Genomic DNA, 17658 nt, shown 5'->3' with positions numbered 1-17658 from the left:
CCCGAATCCCCAGGAGGACTCTGTGCTGTACGGCGCCGACTACAACCCCGACCAGTGGTCGGAGGACGTGTGGGACGACGACGTGCGCCTCATGCAGGAGGCGGGCGTGAACATCGTCAGCCTCGGCATCTTCTCGTGGTCGCGCATCCAGCCGGCCGAGGACGTGTGGGACTTCGCGTGGCTCGACACCGTCATCGACAAGCTCCACGCCGGCGGCATCCGCGTCAATCTGGCGACGGCGACCGCGTCACCGCCGCCGTGGGTGAGCGCGACGTACCCCGACGTCCTCCCGGCCGACGAGCGCGGCGCGACCTACTGGCCGGGAAGCCGGCAGCACTTCGCGCCGTCGTCGCCGACGTACCGGCGCCTCGCGGCCGACCTCGTCCGTCGCATCGCGGAGCGGTACGCCTCCCACCCGGCCGTCGTCATGTGGCACGTCGGCAACGAGTACGGATGCCACCTGTGGATGGACTTCTCCGACTCGGCCCGCGACGCCTACCGGATCTGGCTGGCGAAGAGGTACGCCACGATCGACGCCCTCAACGACGCGTGGGGGACGAGCTTCTGGTCCCAGCGGTACGGGAGCTTCGACGAGGTCTTCCCCCCGCGCCTCGCGCCGTACAGCCACAACCCGTCGTCGATGCTCGACTTCCGGCGCTTCACGAGCGACATGCTGCTGGAGTGCTACCTGATGGAGCGCGAGATCCTCGTCGCCGCCGGCGCGGACCAGCCCATCACGACGAACTTCATGGGTCCGTTCAAGCCCGCCGACTACGCGGCCTGGGCGCCGTTCATGGACGTCATCGCCGACGACTGCTACCCCGACCCGGCCGACCCGCACCGTGTCCGGGACGCCGCGTTCCAGCGCGACCTCGTGCGCTCGCTCAAGCGCGGAGTCCCGTGGATCCTCATGGAGCAGGCGACGGATGCCGTGAACTGGCGCCCCGCCAACGCCGGCAAGGCTTCCGGCGCCCTCGCCGCCGAGACCGCCCAGGCGATCGGCCGCGGGGCCGACGGCATCATGTTCTTCCAGTGGCGGCAGTCCCGCGCGGGCAGCGAGAAGTTCCACTCCGCGATGCTTCCCCACGCCGGAACCGATACGGCGATCTGGCGCAGCGTGACGTCTCTCGGCGACCGCCTCGCGGCGCTGCCCGAGCTGCCCGCACCGGGCGACGACGCCCCCGTGGCGCTCGTGTTCGACTGGGAGAACTGGTGGGCCGTCGAGGAGCGCGACCACCCGACCCGGGTCGACTACCACGCGATCTGCCTCGAGTGGTACGGCGCCCTCCACGCCCTCGGCATCATGGTCGACATCGTCCCGCCCGAGAAGGTCGACGAGCGCTACCGCCTCGCGATCGCGCCGACGCTCTACCTGCTCCGCGATGCGGGCGCCGCTGCGCTCACGCGGTTCGTCGAGTCCGGGGGCACCCTGCTCGCGGGCCCCTTCACCGACGTCGTCGACGAGCACGATCAGTTCCGCGACGGCGGATTCGCCACGCAACTGGGCGGGATGCTCGGCATCCGCTTCGAGGACTTCTCGGCGCTCGCGGCAGCGGGCGCCGGCAGCACCGGCGTCGGCGCCCAGGGCGCGCGCGCCGAGGGCGCCCGCGCGACCGTCTCGTTCCGCCTGGGTGACGCCGATCACGTCGGCACGCTCGTGGCCGAAGGCATCGACGCCCGCGGGGCCGATGTTCTCGCCACGTTCGCGCAGGGCCGCACCGCCGGCCGCCCCGCGCTCACCCGCCGCCGCCACGGCGCCGGCGAGGCCTGGTACATCGCGACGATGCCGGATGCCGACGGCATCGCCGCCGTCGTGGCGGCCGTCGTCGCGGCCGCGGGCGTGGAGCCCGTGCTGGCCGGCCTCCCCGCCGGGGTCGAAGCGGCCCGGCGCGGCGACCTCGTGACGGTCATCAACCACGGCGATGTCCCGGCGCGCATCACGCTCGACGGGACGGATGCCGAGACCGGCGAGCCCGTGGGCTCGCGCGACCTGGAGCCCCAGGGCGTGCTGTTCGCGCTCGCTCCCCTGCGCGCCGGCGTCGGCCGGCCGGCCCCCGCCCTGCCCGACGAAGGAGCCGCCCGGTGACCGAAGCCCGCGCCCGCCTCGACCCGCACGATGTCATCGCCGACATCGACCGCCGCATCTTCGGCGGGTTCGTCGAGCACCTCGGCCGCCACATCTACGACGGCATCTTCGAGCCGGGGCATCCGGCCGCGGGGCCCGACGGCTTCCGCCAGGACGTCATCGACCTCGTGAAGGAGCTCGGCGTCTCGACCATCCGCTACCCCGGCGGCAACTTCGTCTCGGGGTACCGGTGGGAGGACGGCATCGGCCCGGTCGACGAGCGCCCGCGACGCCTGGACCTCGCATGGCACTCCACCGAGACCAACGAGGTCGGGCTGCACGAGTTCGCGGCGTGGCTCGACGAGGTCGGCAGCGATCTGATGATGGCGGTCAACCTCGGCACGCGCGGCACGGCGGAGGCCCTCGATCTGCTCGAGTACGCCAACGCGTCGGCGCAGACCGCGTGGACCGATCGGCGCGCCGCCAACGGGCATCCGGATCCGTTCGCGGTGACGATGTGGTGCCTCGGCAACGAGATGGACGGCTGGTGGCAGCTCGGCCATCGCAACGCCGACGACTACGGCAAGCTCGCCTCGCGGACGGCGAAGGCGATGCGGATGCTGGACCCCGGTGTCGAGCTGGTGGTGTGCGGCTCGTCGGGCCGCGGCATGCCCACGTTCGGCTCGTGGGAGCGCACGGTGCTGGAGCACACCTTCGACGACGTCGACTTCATCTCGTGCCACTCGTACTACCAGGAGCGCGGCGGGAACGCCCAGGAGTTCCTGGCTTCGGGCGTCGACATGCAGAAGTTCATCGAGTCGGTCGTCGCGATCGCCGACACCGTCGCCGCGACGAAGAAGAGCGACAAGCAGATCATGATCTCGTTCGACGAGTGGAACGTCTGGTACCTCTTCGACGACGACGGCGGGCAGAACGACAAGCCCGAGGAGAAGGGGTGGCCGGTCGCGCCGCGCCTGCTCGAGGATCAGTACCACGCGCTGGACGCCGTGGTCTTCGGCGACCTGCTCATCACGCTGCTGCAGCACGCCGACCGTGTGCGCTCGGCATCGCTCGCCCAACTCGTGAACGTCATCGCGCCGATCATGACCGAACCGGGCGGCCCCGCGTGGCGGCAGACGACCTTCTTCCCGTTCTCGATCACGTCGCGGCTCGCCGGCGACACGGCGGTGCGCGTCCCGGTCGACGCCGGCACGTTCACGAGCGAGCGTTTCGGCGAGGTGGCGAAGGTCAACGCGGTGGCGACGACGGATGCCGACGGTGTCTCGCTCTTCGTCGTGAACCGCTCGACGACGGATGCCGCGGATCTCTCGATCGACCTCTCGGCGCTCGTGCGAGAGCTCGGTCGCGACGTCACCGTGGTCGAGTCGCACGTGCTGCACGAGGACGACAGGTACGCGGCGAACACCCTCGCGGAGCCCGACCGTGTCGGCATCCGCCCCCTGACCGACGTGCGCATCAAGGACGCTGCGCTCGTCGCCACCCTCCCGCCCGTGAGCTGGGCCGCGATCCGGCTGGCCTGATGATGCGCCGGGACCCACGATTCCCCGCGAGACGCGTCGCGCGCACTGAGACCACGGCGCCGCGGGCCGGGTCTCAGCGCGAGACCGGTGTCTCGGGCGCCTGGTCGGGGGGTGCGGCGTGGTGCTGAAGAGAACGGCGACTCCGCCGATGGGGTGGAACAGCTGGGACTGCTACGGCACGACCGTCACCGAGGCCGAGGTGCTCGCGAACGCGCGGTTCATGGCCGAGCACCTGCTGCCCCACGGGTGGGACACGATCGTCATCGACGCGGACTGGTCCGATCCGGGAGCACGCGCTCACGGCTACAACGACGACGCGACGCTCGTCATCGACGGCTTCGGCCGGCTGCAGCCCGACCCGGGTCGCTTCCCGAGCTCCGCCGGCGGCGCCGGGTTCGCCCCGCTCGCCGCGCAGCTCCACGCGATGGGGCTGAAGCTCGGCCTCCACGTCATGCGCGGCATCCCGCGTGTTGCCGTCGCCGCGAACACGCCCGTCGAGGGGACGGATGCCGCGGCAGCCGACATCGCCGACGACACGAACGTGTGCGAGTGGAACCCGCATTACGCGGGACTCGACCACCGGCATCCTGCCGCGGCGGCGTACTACGCCTCGTGCGTCGCGCAATACGCCGAGTGGGGCGTCGACTTCATCAAGGCCGACGACATGCTCTGGCCCTATCAGGCGGCCGACATCGAGGCGTACTCGGCCGCGGTGGCCGCTGCCGATCGGGACATCGCGCTCAGCCTGTCGCCGGGCCGCGACCTGTCGGCGGCGCACCTCGACCATCTGCGGCGCCACGCGACGATGTGGCGCGTCTGCGACGACGTATGGGACCGCTGGCAGGATGTGGTGCCGAATTTCGCGCGCCTGGCGCGCTGGGCTCCGGTCGCAGGTCCCGAGGGCTGGCCGGATGCCGACATGCTGCCGCTCGGGCGCATCGGCATCCGCGCCGAACGCGGCGAGCCACGCGACGACCTGCTCACCCCCGCCGAGCGGCGGTCGCTCGTCACGCTGTGGGTCATGGCGCGCTCCCCTCTCATGATCGGCGGCGACCTGCCCTCGAGCGAACCCGCCACGGTCGACCTGTTCACGAACGGCGATGTGCTCGAGGTGCTGCGCTCCTCGCGCGGCAACCGCGAGTTGCTGCGCGAGGGCGACCTCGTCATCTGGGGCGCCGAGTCCGATGCCGCACGCTGGGCGGCGGTGTTCAGCCTCGCGGACGAGCCCACCGACCTGGTGCTCGACACGCGCGCGCTCGGTCTCGGCCCGGCGCCGTCCGAGGTGATCGACGTGTGGAGCGGCGTCCCGGTCCCGGTCGAGCCGGTCCGCGTGCAGAGCGACGCCGCCCGCGGCGTGGCGCCCGGCAGCAGCGCGCTGCGCATCGCCCTCGCAGCGCACGGGTGCGTCCTCCTGAGGAGCGCATCGTGACAGCCGCAGGCACCGGCCGTTCCCACTCGACGGGATGGCTTCTTGCATGCCCGCATCGACCATGGCACACTATTGGAAAGCGCTTACCCGCTCAGACTTCCGCGACATGCGCTCACCGCGACGGAGACGTCCGGTGACACCTCACAGAGAGAAGGACCCCATGACCGACACCGCCCTGGCCACGGCCCCGGCCGCAAACACCACTCCCGAGGTGCGCGAGATCGGCATCATCATGAACGGCGTCTCGGGCCGCATGGGGTACCGCCAGCACCTCGTCCGCTCGATCCTCGCCATCCGCGACCAGGGCGGCATCGAGCTGTCCGACGGCTCGAAGGTCACCGTCAAGCCGCTCCTGGTCGGCCGCAGCGAGGCCAAGCTCGCCGAGATCGCCGCCAAGCACGGCATCGACGACTACACCACCGATCTCGACGCCGCCCTCGCCGACCCGCGCTGGGAGATCTACGCCGACTTCCTCGTGACCAAGGCCCGCGCCACGGCGCTGCGCAAGGCGATCGCCGCCGGCAAGACCATCTACACCGAGAAGCCCACCGCCGAGACCGTCGACGAGGCCGTCGAGCTCGCCAAGCTCGCGAAGGCGGCGGGCGTCAAGACCGGCGTCGTGCACGACAAGCTGTACCTGCCGGGCCTGCAGAAGCTCAAGCGCCTCATCGACTCGGGCTTCTTCGGCCGCATCCTGTCGGTGCGCGGCGAGTTCGGCTACTGGGTGTTCGAGGGCGACTGGCAGCCCGCCCAGCGGCCCAGCTGGAACTACCGCGCCGAGGACGGCGGCGGCATCATCGTCGACATGTTCCCGCACTGGAACTACGTGATGGAGAACCTGTTCGGCGACGTGAAGTCGGTGTACGCGCAGGCCGCGACCCACATCCCGACCCGCTGGGACGAGAAGGGCGAGCCCTACACGGCCACCGCTGAGGACGCCGCCTACGGCATCTTCGAGCTCGACGGCGGCGTCGTCGCGCAGATCAACTCGTCGTGGACCGTACGCGTGAACCGCGACGAGCTCGTCGAGTTCCACGTCGACGGCACGCACGGCTCGGCCGTCGTGGGCCTGTTCGGCGCGAAGATCCAGCACCGCAACGCCACCCCGAAGCCGGTGTGGAACCCCGACCTCGCCGACGACCACGACTACGACGCCGACTGGGCCGGGGTCCCCACCAACGATGTCTTCCAGAACGGCTTCCGCCAGCAGTGGGAGGAGTTCCTCGAGTCCTACGTGCTGGGCACCGACTACGAGTTCGATCTGCTGTCGGGCGCCCGCGGCGTGCTGCTGGCCGAGGCCGGCCTGCAGTCCGACCGCGAGGGCCGCAAGGTCGAGCTGCCGACGCTGTCGCTGGACTGAACGCGATGAGCCAGCTCACCCTGCTCTCGGCGGAGGGCGCGACGACCCGGGTCGCGCTCTCAGAAGCCCCCGGGTACACCAAGCCCGACGGCCCGCTGCGCAGCCGCGTCGCGTACGCTGCCGCGCACGTGGTCCCGAAGACCCACGCCGACAACACCCCCGGGCAGCCCGCCGAGGTCGACTGGGATGCGACCCTCGACTTCCGCCGCGCGGTCTACTCGTGGGGCCTCGGCGTCGCCGATGCCATGGACACCGCCCAGCGGAACATGGGACTGGATGCCGCAGCGACGCGCGACCTCATCGCGCGCTCGGCGCAGGTCGCCCGCGAAGAGGGCGGCTCGGTCGTCGTCGGCGTCAACACCGACCACGTCGACGACGAGCACATCTCGATCCCCCAGGTGATCGACGCGTACAAGGAGCAGCTGCACTTCACCGAGGAGCAGGGCGCGGGCCCCGTGCTCATGGCCTCGCGCCACCTCGCCCGCGTCGGGCAGTCCGCCGACGACTACCGGCACGTCTACCGCGAGGTGCTGCAGTCGGCGACCGTCCCGGTCGTCCTCCACTGGCTCGGCACGGCCTTCGACCCGGTGCTCGCGGGCTACTTCGGCGCGGACGACTGGCAGACGGCTTCCGAGGTCCTGCTCGAGGTCATCGGAGAGAACGCCGACAAGGTCGCGGGTGTGAAGATGAGCCTGCTGGATGCGGCATCCGAGGTGTCGGTGCGCGAGCGCCTTCCCGAGGGCGTGCGCATGTTCACCGGCGACGACTTCAACTACGTCGGGCTCATCGGCGGGCAGGACGTGCCGCAGGCGCGTCAGCCCGAGCGGAACCCCGCGAGCCCCCGCCAGCACTCCGACGCGCTGCTGGGCGCGTTCGCCGCGATCACGCCGGTCGCCTCGGCGGCGATCCAGGCACTCGACGCCGGCGACCCCGACCGCTACTTCGAGATCCTCGACCCCACCGAGGGGCTCAGCCGTCAGATCTTCGCCGCGCCGACGTTCTACTACAAGACCGGCGTCGCGTTCCTGTCGTGGCTGAACGGGCACCAGAGCGCGTTCCAGATGGTCGGCGGCCTCCACTCGGCCCGCAGCCTTCCGCACCTGTCGCGCATCGTCGAGCTCGCCAACGCGTCCGGCGCGCTCGAGAAGCCCGAGCTGGCGGCGATCCGCTGGCACGGCATGCTGCGCGTCAACGGCATCGACGTCCCCGGAGTCATCTCATGAGCACCCCCGACCCGCGCCTGTCCATCAACCAGGGCACCGTCAAGCACGCGAGCCTCGCCGAAGCGCTGCGCGCCACCGCGGATGCCGGCGTGCAGGCGATCGGCCTGTGGCGTGAGCCCGTCCAGGAGGTCGGCCTGTCCACGGCGGCGAAGATGCTCGCGGACTCCGGCCTGCGCTTCTCGACGCACTGCCGCTCGGGCTTCTTCACGATGCCCGAGGGCCCCGAGCGCCGAGCCTCGATCGACGACAACAGGCTCGCGATCGACGAGGCCGCCACGCTCGCGGCGGCCGGCGCCCCCGGGTCCTGCCCGGTGCTGGTGCTCGTCGCCGGCGGCCTCCCCGAGGGCTCCCGCGACCTGATCGGCGCGCGCGAGCGCGTCCGCGACGCCATCGGAGAACTCGCGCCGTACGCGAAGGCGGCGGGCGTGCAACTGGCGATCGAGCCGCTGCATCCGATGTACGCCTCGGACCGCTGCATCGTCTCGACGCTCGGTCAGGCCCTCGACATCGCGGCGGACTTCGAGCCCGAGGTCGTCGGCGTCACCGTCGACACCTTCCACATCTGGTGGGACCCCGACGTGCTCGCCTCCATCGAGCGCGCGGGCCGCGAGGGCCGCATCGCGACGTATCAGGTGTGCGACTGGAAGACGCCGCTCGCCAGCGACGTGCTGCTCAGCCGGCACTACCCCGGCGACGGCGTCATCGACTTCGCGTCGCTCACGCGCGCCGTCGAGACGACCGGGTACGACCGCGACATCGAGGTCGAGATCTTCAACGCCGACATCTGGGCGAAGGATGCCGACACCATCGTGCGCGAGACGGCCGCGGGCTTCGGCGCTGCGGTGTCGCCGCACCTGGCGGCATCCGTCGCGGGCTGACAGGCCGGAAGCCACAGCACGGGCCGATCCGGGCGCACCTGACGCGGTGTCGCCCGGGTCGGCCCGTTTCGTGCGTCTCGCGATCGTGTCAGCGATCGGATGCCGGACACAGCACGCGCAGCTCGCGCAGTCGCGGTGTGCTGCCGTCGCGCGCCTCGATCGTCACCGCGAGCTCGACCGCTCCGGCGCTCCCCTCCGGCAGCCGCACCTCGCGCGAGCCGGGCGATCCGCCCGGCGGCACGGTCTCGTCGAGCACGGTCTCGTCGCCGACCCTCACCCGCAGGCCCGCGGGCTCACTCGGCGCCAGCCACGTCAGACGGATCCGGTCGGCGGTGCCGGTCCAGTCGCGCAGCGTCACACGGATCGCACCGCGCGTACGGCGCCAGCGGTCGCCGGCTTGCGCCCCCTGGTCCTCGTCGGTTGCCTCGAGGCCGTGATCGGACTCCGGTTGCTGCTCGCCGAATGCGACGACGTCGAGCGTTCGGGCATCCATCCCGAGCGACGCCTCGTCGATGCGCTCGAGCTCGGCCCGGCGCGCCTCGGCCGACGCCGCGTCCGCGAGCGGGAAGGCGACCGTGTACCGCGCGTCGTGGATCCGGGCGAACGGCTCCAGCACGATGGACCCGCCGTCGACGGTCGGTACGCGCACACGCCCGCCCTCGAGCCGCTCGGCCGTCGCGAGGTCCGCGGGATCGATCATCGGCGCGCCGGCGAGCGGGCGCAGCGGTCCGCGCGCGATATGCCCCATGCGCGCGGCGGTGCCGCGGTACTCGACGGCGTCGTCGGGGATCCGCAGCGCCAGCACGTCGGGGCCGTCGATCACCCAGCCCCACGCGGACCCGTCGGGGGACCGCTCGACGCGCAGCGCGCGCGGCACGGCGAGCCGCAGGCGGGTCACGCCCGTCCAGGTGCGGGCGGTGCGCCAGCGTTCCCCCGCGGCGACCGCCGTCACGTCGTCGGCGACCTCGACGCGTGCCGCTACGTCGGCGCCGTCGGGGATGAGGATGCTGAGCGCCCGGCGCACCGGACGATCGGCGGCGACCTCGACCTCCCACCCGTCGGCGCCGTCCGCTGCCGGCGCAGTCCGCAGCGTGACGGTGAGGCCGCGCCAGCGCGCGGTCGTGGCGATGAGGGCGTTGATGCGCAGCTCGTCCCCCGCCTCGCCGAACGCCAGCGCGCCGTGACGGGACTGGGCTTCGAACCCCGACCCCATGCAGCACCAGAAGCCCTCCGCCTCGGGCGAGTACACCCGGTAGTGACCGGGACGCTGCGACGTGAAGTACACCAGTCCGCCGTGCTCGGGATGCTGCGCCGACATCACATGATCGACCCGTGCCCGCTCCGCCCACGCGAGGTACGCGTCGTCGCCGGTCAGGACATGCAGGTGCGCGGCGAGCGCGATCATGTTCACGGTGTTGCACGACTCGGGGCCCTCGCGCGCGGTGAACATCGTGGCGAGATCGGATGCCGGCGGGAAGTGCTCGCGCACGCTGTCGCCGCCGATCGGGACGCTGCGCACGCGGGCGACCCGGTCGAAGAAGAAGCGCGCCGCCGCTCCCTCGCGCGCCACGATGTCGGCGACGAGCTCGGGCGCGATCTCGCGCGCGGCGCGCTCGATCGCGGCGCAGCCCACCACCACCGGGATCTGGGTGTTCGCGTGCAGTCCGTCGAGCTCGTCGCGCCCCGCCGCGAGCGGTTCGACGAGCGCGCGACGGGCGAACCGCCGGGCGAGGGCGAGGTGCGCGGGGTCGCGTCGCAGCACCGCGAGGCGCGCGAAGACTTCGGTCATGCCGCCGAACTCGGTCTGCAGCATCCGCTCGAATCTCTCGTCGTCGATCCGGCCCGCGGTGCGCAGCCACCACGCGCCGAACTGCTCGAGCGCCGCATCCGCCGAGTCCAGACCGAGGTGCTCGACGGCGTCGAGGAGCCCCGCAAGCGTCTTGTGCAGGTTGTAGAGCGGCACCCACCGGCCGTTCAGATGAAACGCGCCCGCGTCGACCCGTCCGGTGAGGATCTCGTCCCACAGCGCGGCGCCGTCGGGCACTCCCCCGACGTACCCGGTGCCGATGGCCCGCTGGCATTCCCGGATGCCGTCCGCCAGGTGCGCGGCGAGCGCTGCGATCGCGCCGTCGCCGGTCGTCGCGGCCAGCCGGCTCGACGCCGACAGCACGTGCCCGGCGGTGTGTCCGTCGAGCCCGTCGGCTTCCCAGCCGCCGTACCCGGGTGCCCGGGCCGGCAGTCCGGCCTCGCGCCGGAAGGGGGCGAGGAGCCTGTCGGGGTCGAGCCGCAGCAGCGTGTCTCGCACGGTCTGCTGCGCGGCCAGCGCGGGGCCGCCGTCGAGCCGGACCGCGTCGGCCGGCAGGAAGCGCGGCAGCGCGACGCCGGTCACCGGAGCTCCCGGAGGAAAACGTTTCCTGCGCATCCCACGGTTTTCACGGTCGACAGCCTAGACTCAAGACCGTGAGCGAGTCCGCGACGCCGACCCGAGGCGCGGCGACACTGCACGATGTCGCACGCGAAGCCGGCGTGTCGCTCGCGACGGCATCGCGCGTGCTGAACGGCTCGACCCGCAAGGTCGCCGAGAGCTACCGCGAGCGCGTCGAAGCCGCGGCCGACAAGCTCGGCTACACGGCGAACCTGTCGGCGCAGGCGACCGCGCGCGGCACCGCCGCGATCGTCGCCCTGCTGGTCGCCGACATCGCCGACCCGTACTTCGCACAGCTCGCCTCGGGCGTCGCGCGCGGCGCCGACGAGGCCGGGCTGGTCGTGACGATCGCCATCACCGAGCGCGACCCGCAGCGCGAAGCGAGGCTGGTGCGGGCCCTGCGCGGCCAGCGCCCGCGCGGTCTGATCCTCGCGGCGTCCCGCACCGGCGGGCCCGAGGCGGCCGTCCTGGAGCCCGAGCTCGAGGCGTTCCAGGGGATGGGCGGACGCGTCGTGGCGCTCGGCCCGGCTGAGGGCGACATCCGCTCGGTCGTCGTGGACAACCGCACCGGATCGCGGGCTCTCGGCCGGCACCTCACGACCCTCGGATACCGCGACGTCGTCATCATCGGCGCCCGCGAGGGCGTGCACACGTCGGATGACCGCATCGCCGGGTTCAGCGAGGGCTTCACCGCCGGCGGCGGTCAGGTCCGCGAGGTCATCCGCGCCGGCTTCACACGCGATGCCGGGTACGAGGCGACCGCGCGTCTGCTCGCCGAGCAGAGTGTTCCGGCCGGAACCCTGGTGTTCGGCATCAGCGACGTCGTCGCGATCGGCGTCATGTCGGCGGTCCGGGAGGCCGGCCGATTCGTCGGGTCCGACATCGCCGTCGCCGGTTTCGACGACATCGCGACGGGGCGCGACATCCGCCCCGGGCTGACGACCGTGCACGTTCCCCTCGAAGAGGTCGGCTACCGCGCCCTCCGCGCCGTGCTCGATGAGGAGTGGGATGCGTCGCAGCCCCCGCTCGCCCTCGACGTCGTCGTGCGCGGCAGCACCCCCGTCCGCGCCTGACGCGCGGTGGCAAGCGCTCCACGGCAGTCCGGCCACACATGAGGAAGCGCTTCCTGACGCTAGGCTGACCACCGACGAGGAGGACGGATGCCGCGAGGACCCAAGGGCGTGACGATCAACGACGTCGCCGCGCGCGCCGGTGTATCGCTGTCGACGGTCTCGCGTGCCCTCAACGGCAACCCCACGGTCGACCCCGCACTCGTCGCGCGCGTGCAGCAGGCGGCCGCCGAACTCGAGTACACCGCGAGCCCGGTCGCCCGCAGCCTCGTCCTCGGCCGCACCCAGACCGTCGCGGTCGTCGTGCCCGACCTCGGCAACCCCACGTTCCAGGCCATCCTGCGCGGGCTCAGCCGCGCAGCCGCCGCGGACGACTATCACGTGCTCGTCGCCGACTCTGCGGAGTCGGTGGATGAGGAGCGTGCCCTGGCCGCGACGACCCGCCGCCGCACCGACGGCGTCATCCTGTGCGCGCCGCGCATGCCGCAGGCCGAGCTCGACCGGCTGGTCGGCGGACTCAGACCCGTCGTCCTGGTCAATCGATCGTCGGACGACGTGCCCGCCGTGCGCGCCGACTACCGCAGCGCCCTCACCGACGAGCTGGACCTTCTGTACGCGCTCGGTCACCGCAGCATGGTGTTCCTGTCGGGCGTCGCACGCAGCGTCGCGAACACCTCGCGCCTCGAGGCCATCGCCGCCTTCGCCGCATCCCACCCCGACGTCGCGATCGAGGAGCTCCCCTGCGGCGTCGACTTCGACGCCGGCGCCGCGTCCGCGGATGCCGTGATCTCCAGCGGTGCGACCGCCGCACTCGCCTTCAACGACCTGGTCGCGATGGGACTGCTGAGCGCCGTGCAGGCGGCGGGATGCCGCGTGCCCGACGATCTGTCCGTCGTCGGCTTCGACGACATCCCGTTCGCCCGCTACACGTCGCCGCCTCTGACGACGGCGACGGTCCCGGCGGCGCAGCTCGGCGCCCAGGCATGGGCGCGCATGCGCGGGCTGCTCGAGGGCGAGGCGCCCCGGGATCCGCTCTGGCTCCGTCCCGAACTGGTCGCCCGGGGCACCACCGGCCCGCGCGGCCCCGCCGCGGGCGGTGTCGCCGCTGACTCCGGTGACGCCGAGACCAACGAATTCGACTGAGACCCCCAACGAGACGCACGGGTCTCAGCAGGATGTGCGGGCCTCAGCGGGATGTGCGGGCCTCAGCGCTAGTTCGTGCGGATGCGGGGCGGCAGGAGCCCTCCCGGGACAACGCTTGCCGTGCTACGCTGAGAAAACGTTTCCTGAAGGAGAGACATGAGCCACCGCCGCTACGCGCTCGTGGGCGCCGGCCACCGCGCCCAGATGTACGTCGACGCGATCCTCGGCACGTACTCCGACACCGCGAGCCTCGTCGCCATCTGCGAGCCGAACCCGGTGCGAGCGCAGTTCTACGCCGACCTGGTCACCGCCGCAGGCTCCCCCACGCCCGCCGTCCACACCCCCGGCGATCTCGAGGCGATGATCGCCGACGAGCAGGTCGACCGCGTCATCATCTGCGCCCGCGACGACCTGCACGCCGAACTCATCGTCCGCTCGCTGGATGCCGGCGCCGACGTCGTCGTCGAGAAGCCGCTCACGATCGACGGACCCAGCGCCGCGGCGATCGAGGACGCCATCGAGCGCACCGGCCGCGAGGTCGTCATCACCTTCAACTACCGCTACTCGCCGCGCAACTCGGCACTCCGCCAGGTCATCCAGGACGGCCTCATCGGCCAGGTGACGAGCATCGACTTCTCGTGGATGCTCGACACCAAGCACGGCGCCGACTACTTCCGCCGCTGGCACCGCGAGAAGAAGAACTCCGGGGGCCTGCTCGTCCACAAGTCCAGCCACCACTTCGACCTCGTCAACTGGTGGATCCGCTCGGCTCCGCGTCGTGTGTTCGCCAGCGGCGGCCTGCGCTTCTACGGCGCCGAGAACGCCGCCGCCCGCGGGATCACCGGCCGCCCCGAGCGCGGCACGCACGATGGAGCGGACGCCTTCGAGCTCGACCTGCGCGACGACGCGCGCCTGACGGCCCTCTACCTCGAGGCCGAGCAGCACGACGGCTACCGCCGCGACCTCGACGTCTTCAGCGAGGGCATCACGATCGAGGACAACCTCGCCCTCGTCGTCGACTACCTCTCGGGCGCGACGCTGAGCTACTCCCTCAACGCCCACGCTCCATGGGAGGGCTATCGCGTCGCGGTCAACGGCACCGAGGGTCGCGCCGAGCTCGACGTCATCGAGCGGGGCGCCGTGCTGGCCGACGAGGGCCTGCACCCGGTCCTCGACCCCAGCGCCTCGGATGCCGGCGCCTCGGGATCGCTGCGCCCCGAGGGCGAGCGCCTGCTCGTGCAGCGCCACTGGGAAGCCCCGTACGAGGTCGAGATCGAGAACCTCGCCGGCGGCCACGGCGGCGGCGACCAGCTGCTGCTGCGCGACGTCTTCGAGGGCCCCGGCGACGACCCGCTCGCGCGCCCCGCCGACTGGCGCGACGGCGTCCGCGCGATCGCGGTCGGCATCGCCGGCAACCGCTCGCTCGCGACGGGGCTGCCGGTGGAGACCGCCGACCTCGGCATCCGCTTCCTGTCCGAGGACGCGAAGGCGCGCGCGTGAGCCGCATCATCATCACCGGGGGCGCCGGCCGCCTCGGGCGGAGCCTCGTCGCAGGGCTCGCGGCGGTCGGCCACGACATCGTCTCGTTCGACCGCGCCGTCTCGGACGCGCCCGAGCTGGCCGAGATCCCGCAGGTCGCGGTCGACCTGACGGACCCGGATGCCGCCACCCGCGCCGTCGCCGACGCACGCGCAGACGCCCTCATCCACCTCGCCGCGATCGCAGTGCCCTTCAGCGCGCCCGAGGACGTCATCCTGCGCACCAACGCGGCGCTCGCGCTGAACACCGTGGGAGCGGGCATCGCCGCCGGCATCCCGAAGATCGTCACGGCGTCGAGCCCGACCGTCCTCGGCTACGGCGCGCCGACCGGCTGGCTCCCGGACCGCTTCCCCCTCGACGAGGACACGCCCCCGAAGCCGTGGAACGCGTACGCGCTGTCGAAGCACCTCGCCGAGCAGACGATCGCGATGTTCGCGCGGCAGACCGGCGACGCGACGCGCTTCGCGGCGTTCCGCCCGTGCTACGTCATCGCCCCCGAGGAGTGGGCGGGAGCACCCACGCAGCAGGGCCACACGGTCCTCGAACGCCTCGCCGACCCCGCGCTGTCGGCTCCCGCGCTGTTCAACTACGTCGACGCCCGCGACGTCGCCGGCTTCGTCGACACGCTCCTCGAGGCTCTCCCCGACATCCCCAACGCCGAGACGTTCTTCGTCGGCGCCGACGACGCGCTCGCGCGTGAGCCGCTCGCAGACCTGATGCCGCGGTTCGTGCCGGGCAGCGACCACGTCGCGTCGGTCCTCACGGGCACGGCGCCCGCGTTCTCGAACGCCAAGGCGCGGCGGATGCTGGGCTGGCGCCCGACCCGCACCTGGCGCGGCGAACTCGGGGAGCCCGCCATGGCCGACGCCCTCGACATCACGAACCGAAAGGACGTTCCGGCATGAACTTCGACGGCATCCTCTTCTTCCCGGTGACGCCCTTCGACGCCGACGGCCGCGTCGACCTCGACCTGCTGCGCACGCACGTCGAGACGTCGCTGGCGCATGCGCCCGGAGGGATCTTCCCCGCGTGCGGCACGGGAGAGTTCCACGCCCTGTCTGCCACCGAGGTCACCCAGGTCGTGAGCGCCGCGACCGAGACCGTCGCCGGACGCATCCCCGTCGTCGCCGGCACCGGCGGCCCGCTCGGCCAGGCGGTCGAGCTGGCGCGCGGCGCTGCGGACGCCGGCGCCGACGCGCTGCTCGTGCTGCCGCCGTACCTCGTGGGCGGTCCGCAGCGCGGTCTCGTCGCCTACATCGAAGCCGTGGCCGCGGCATCCGACCTGCCCGTCGTGGTTTACCACCGCGCGAACGCGCAGTACTCGGTCGAGTCGATGCGGCGCCTGGCGCGCAACCCGAAGGTCGTCGGCTTCAAGGACGGCACCGGCGACCTCGCCGTCGCGCAGCAGATCGTGCGCGCAGTGGCGGCCGAGGGCCGCGACGATTTCGCGTTCTTCAACGGGCTGCTCACCGCCGAGCTCTCGCAGGCGGCGTACCGCGGCATCGGCATGCCGCTGTACTCGTCGGCCGCGTTCGCCATGATCCCCGAGGTCGCGAACGCCTACTACCGCGCCTACATCGACGGCGACGAGGAGCGGCGCACCGCGCTGCTCGACGGCTTCTACACGCCGCTCGTGGCGCTGCGCGACGAGACGCCGGGCTTCGGGGTGTCGCTGATCAAGGCCGGGCTGCGCATCGGCGGTCTGCCGGTCGGCTCGGTCCGCGCACCGCTGGTCGACCCCACCCCCGAGCAGGAGGCCAAGCTCATCGGCATCCTCGAGGCGGGGCGCGCGCTGCTGTGACGACGATCTCGTCCTTCGGCACGCGGCTGGTCCGCGTGCCGCTGACGCGCCCGTGGGCCGCCGACGTCACGTCGGTCGGCGTCATCGCGACGCACGTCGTGCGCTCGGACGGCGCCGAGGGCTGGGGCTTCTCGTGGACGCCGCAGATCGGGGCCGAGGCCGTGCACGCTCTGCTCGCGCACGACATCACCGCGTTCGCCGTGGGGCGGGACGCCGACCCCGAGGCGCTGTGGCAGCAGGCGTGGCAGCACCTGCACGAGGCCGGCGGCGGCGGCGTCACGACGATCGCACTCGCCGGGCTCGACCTGGCGCTGTGGGATGCCGAGGCCCGCGCGCAGGGCGTCTCGGTGTCGGGGCTGCTCGGACGGCGGCGTGACTCCGTCGCCGCGTACGGCTCGGGCGTGAACCTGCATTACACGCTCGACGAGCTCGTCGCCCAGGTGCGCCGGTGGGTCGACGCCGGGTTCGGCGCCGTCAAGATCAAGGTCGGCAAGCCCGAGCTCGCCGAGGACCTCGACCGCGTCGCCGCGGTGCGCGAGGTGCTCGGCGCCGACCGCGGACTCATGATCGACGCCAACCAGCGGTGGGACCTCGACCGCGCCATCGCGTCGGTGCTCGCACTGCAGGAGTACGCGCCCGCGTGGATCGAGGAGCCGCTGCGCGCGGACGACCTCGCCGGGCACGTCGCGCTCGCGCAGCGCATCGACACCCCGATCGCCCTCGGCGAGAACGTGCACACGGCGTACCGGTTCTCGGAGTTCCTCCGCGCCGGAGCGGCGCAGATCGTTCAGCCCAACATCGTGCGCGTCGGCGGCATCACCCCGTTCCGCCGCATCGCGCAGGTCGCCGCCGAGCACGGCGCGACGCTGCATCCGCACCTGCTGCCCGAGCTGTCGGGCCAACTCGCCCTGACGCTGCCCGTGGGCACCGGCGCCGCCGAGCCCATGGCTGAGGACGTCGAGGACGCCGGCTTCGGCGCACTCGGCGCCCTGACCGAACGGTCGCCGGTGGCGATCGCCGACGGCCGCCTCACCGAGCTGCCCCACGCCGGCCTCGGCATCCGCTTCTCCTGACCGCCTCTTCCCCCGCCCCGCCCCGCCCCGCCAACCATGACGTCACCGCGCAACAGCACCTTCCCAGGCCCGATTCGGGTGCTGTATCGCCGTGACGACGAGAAAGGGACC

General features: G+C 72.4%; 13 protein-coding genes. 12 read left to right on the top strand and 1 reads right to left on the bottom strand.

Going from position 1 to position 17658, the window contains the following annotated elements:
• The first annotated feature begins 22 nt into the window (after window positions 1-22).
• The 6 genes from HD594_RS06080 to HD594_RS06055 all read left to right on the top strand — a co-directional run bounded on the left by HD594_RS06080 (window position 23) and on the right by HD594_RS06055 (window position 8496).
• On the top strand, window positions 23-2086 hold the full coding sequence (locus HD594_RS06080; RefSeq protein WP_184750098.1) for a beta-galactosidase: 2064 nt from the start codon (window positions 23-25) through the stop codon (window positions 2084-2086).
• Window positions 2083-3606 (top strand): arabinosylfuranosidase ArfA, encoded by a 1524-nt coding sequence (gene arfA, locus HD594_RS06075; RefSeq protein WP_184750097.1) that lies wholly within the window; start codon window positions 2083-2085, stop codon window positions 3604-3606. The genes HD594_RS06080 and arfA overlap by 4 nt, the downstream gene beginning before the upstream one ends.
• A 118-nt stretch (window positions 3607-3724) precedes the next feature.
• Complete coding sequence (locus tag HD594_RS06070) at window positions 3725-5035, top strand: alpha-galactosidase (protein WP_271171320.1); 1311 nt, start codon at window positions 3725-3727, stop codon at window positions 5033-5035.
• Between the two features lie 160 nt (window positions 5036-5195).
• Window positions 5196-6395 carry a Gfo/Idh/MocA family protein gene (locus tag HD594_RS06065; RefSeq protein ID WP_184750096.1) on the top strand — a complete coding sequence of 400 codons (1200 nt, stop codon included), beginning with the start codon at window positions 5196-5198 and terminating at the stop codon, window positions 6393-6395.
• 5 nt (window positions 6396-6400) lie between these two features.
• Window positions 6401-7618 carry a dihydrodipicolinate synthase family protein gene (locus tag HD594_RS06060; RefSeq protein ID WP_184750095.1) on the top strand — a complete coding sequence of 406 codons (1218 nt, stop codon included), beginning with the start codon at window positions 6401-6403 and terminating at the stop codon, window positions 7616-7618.
• Entirely contained in the window at window positions 7615-8496 is an 882-nt protein-coding gene (locus HD594_RS06055) for a sugar phosphate isomerase/epimerase family protein (RefSeq protein ID WP_184750094.1), read from the top strand. The genes HD594_RS06060 and HD594_RS06055 overlap by 4 nt, the downstream gene beginning before the upstream one ends.
• Before the next feature lie 88 nt (window positions 8497-8584).
• Here the strand turns inward: HD594_RS06055 and HD594_RS06050 are convergent, their stop codons facing one another.
• Complete coding sequence (locus HD594_RS06050) at window positions 8585-10885, bottom strand: beta-L-arabinofuranosidase domain-containing protein (RefSeq protein WP_184750093.1); 2301 nt, start codon at window positions 10883-10885, stop codon at window positions 8585-8587.
• Between the two features lie 71 nt (window positions 10886-10956).
• Between HD594_RS06050 and HD594_RS06045 the strand changes: the two genes are divergently transcribed.
• The 6 genes from HD594_RS06045 to HD594_RS06020 all read left to right on the top strand — a co-directional run bounded on the left by HD594_RS06045 (window position 10957) and on the right by HD594_RS06020 (window position 17547).
• Window positions 10957-11994 (top strand): LacI family DNA-binding transcriptional regulator, encoded by a 1038-nt coding sequence (locus HD594_RS06045; protein WP_184750092.1) that lies wholly within the window; start codon window positions 10957-10959, stop codon window positions 11992-11994.
• A gap of 87 nt (window positions 11995-12081) precedes the next feature.
• The gene (locus HD594_RS06040; protein ID WP_184750091.1) at window positions 12082-13134 is read left to right on the top strand and encodes a LacI family DNA-binding transcriptional regulator; all 1053 of its coding nucleotides are present in this window, start codon (window positions 12082-12084) and stop codon (window positions 13132-13134) included.
• 156 nt (window positions 13135-13290) lie between these two features.
• Window positions 13291-14634 carry a Gfo/Idh/MocA family protein gene (locus tag HD594_RS06035; protein WP_184750090.1) on the top strand — a complete coding sequence of 448 codons (1344 nt, stop codon included), beginning with the start codon at window positions 13291-13293 and terminating at the stop codon, window positions 14632-14634.
• A complete protein-coding gene (locus HD594_RS06030) occupies window positions 14631-15578 on the top strand; it encodes an NAD-dependent epimerase/dehydratase family protein (RefSeq protein ID WP_184750089.1) in 948 nt (315 codons plus the stop codon). The genes HD594_RS06035 and HD594_RS06030 overlap by 4 nt, the downstream gene beginning before the upstream one ends.
• Window positions 15575-16474: a 5-dehydro-4-deoxyglucarate dehydratase gene (locus HD594_RS06025; protein ID WP_184750088.1), complete on the top strand. Its 900-nt coding sequence runs from the start codon at window positions 15575-15577 to the stop codon at window positions 16472-16474. The genes HD594_RS06030 and HD594_RS06025 overlap by 4 nt, the downstream gene beginning before the upstream one ends.
• The gene (locus tag HD594_RS06020; protein WP_184750087.1) at window positions 16471-17547 is read left to right on the top strand and encodes a mandelate racemase/muconate lactonizing enzyme family protein; all 1077 of its coding nucleotides are present in this window, start codon (window positions 16471-16473) and stop codon (window positions 17545-17547) included. The genes HD594_RS06025 and HD594_RS06020 overlap by 4 nt, the downstream gene beginning before the upstream one ends.
• Window positions 17548-17658: the final 111 nt, after the last annotated feature.

The organism is Microbacterium thalassium, assembly GCF_014208045.1.
GTDB lineage: Bacteria > Actinomycetota > Actinomycetes > Actinomycetales > Microbacteriaceae > Microbacterium > Microbacterium thalassium.
This window is presented reverse-complemented; position numbering and strand designations above follow the sequence as displayed.